Genomic DNA, 1,482 nt, shown 5'->3' on the forward strand with positions numbered 1-1,482 from the left:
TGTTATTCCCAAGTAGAAATGTCCTACCTAATAACCAAATAGAAATGTCCTATATGGACATTTCCAAGTCAAGCACAGGATTTAGATTTCGTTGTTCAATCGCTGTTTTCTGTGCACGTCTGCTTGGCATCTTTTGAGAACGATTACGTTTGTTTTGCTGTTCCAGTTCTTCATGCTGTTGTTGGATATGATTCAGAACAGCACTCAACCGTTTATTCTCAACAATCTCTCGCTGATTCAGCTGACTTAATTTATCGAAGAGGCTGTAATTGATCTTTCGGCCATCATGCATGAGGGCTACAGTACCATCCGGGTATTCCAGGAACTCAAGATACTTACCGATCAACCTTTGATTTTCTTCGGTGTTTTCCAGGAGATATACGCATTTATCATAAGTAATCGTCAGGCTATTGGTGACTCTGCGGGGTTCACGCCAAGTAAAAATATCATCTAATTCTTCGGCTGTTTCAGTGATAGGCCGATGTAGATTCTTAGGATTAAAAGCCATCTTGGCGAACTTCTGATTGAACTGCTCAATGAAGCAGGGTAGCCAGGCATTAGCTTGCTCAATCGAACAGATGCCTTCCAAGCGCATTTCTTTGATCAGACGGTCCTGAAGCGTTCTATTCGCCCGTTCTACACGGCCTTTGGCCTGTGGTGAATTGGCGAAGATGATATCGATATTGAGGGTGCTGAGTACACGTCCAAACTGGGTAATCTTGGTGTCTTTCTTGCTGCTTTGATTCACTCTAAAGACTGAATGTTTGTCGCTGTAAAACGCTAAAGGCTTACCGTGCTGTTCGACATATAAACGTGTTGAAATCATATAGTCAAAGGTTGATTCTGATTCACAGAAGCGTAAATGCTGCAATTTTCCTGTCGCATCATCGATAAACACCAGCAAACAGCACTTAGCAGCGCGTCCTTCAAACCAGTCATGGTGTGAGCCATCAATTTGGATCAGTTCACCAAAGCAATCCCGGTTGTAACGAGGCTGATACGGGCGTTTCAGGCGCTTGGCGCGAGGAATCCACAGATCTGCTGCAATCATCCAGGAACGCAGTGTTTCAACTGAAATATCAAAGCCATGAACGGTGGTGAGCTTTTCATGCGCTAAAGTGGGTCCGAAACCATGGAATTGTTCAGCGACCAGATTGAGGCACTTGAGTCTGAGCTCTTCAGGAAGCCTGGAATTGCTGATTTGGCCACGTGCAGCATGGGCTAATGCAGTTGGACCTTGAGTTTTGTATTTTTGCAATAAACGTCTGATCTGACGTTCTGAAATATGAAGTAGCTGAGCAGCCTGGGGCTGGGTTATGCGTTGATCACAGATTTCTTGCAAGACCGACAATCGTTTAAGTTCTTTATCCGACATAGACACCAACATATCAAACCGTCCGCTAAGAAAATTGCAACAGCGCATATTCTAAAAGCGGACATTTTTACTTTGGAGAAACCGGACATTTCTATTTTGGAGTTACA

At 43.8% G+C, this 1,482-nt stretch carries 1 protein-coding gene; it reads right to left on the bottom strand.

Annotation, left to right across the window (positions count from 1 at the left end; genetic code table 11):
* Positions 1 to 49: 49 nt before the first annotated feature.
* The gene (locus FTU50_RS15215; RefSeq protein ID WP_096902756.1) at positions 50 to 1,375 is read right to left on the bottom strand and encodes an ISNCY family transposase; all 1,326 of its coding nucleotides are present in this window, start codon (positions 1,373 to 1,375) and stop codon (positions 50 to 52) included.
* Positions 1,376 to 1,482 lie beyond the last annotated feature (107 nt).

It is taken from the genome of Acinetobacter sp. YH12112, from assembly GCF_013418945.1.
Classification (GTDB): Bacteria; Pseudomonadota; Gammaproteobacteria; order Pseudomonadales; family Moraxellaceae; genus Acinetobacter; species Acinetobacter indicus.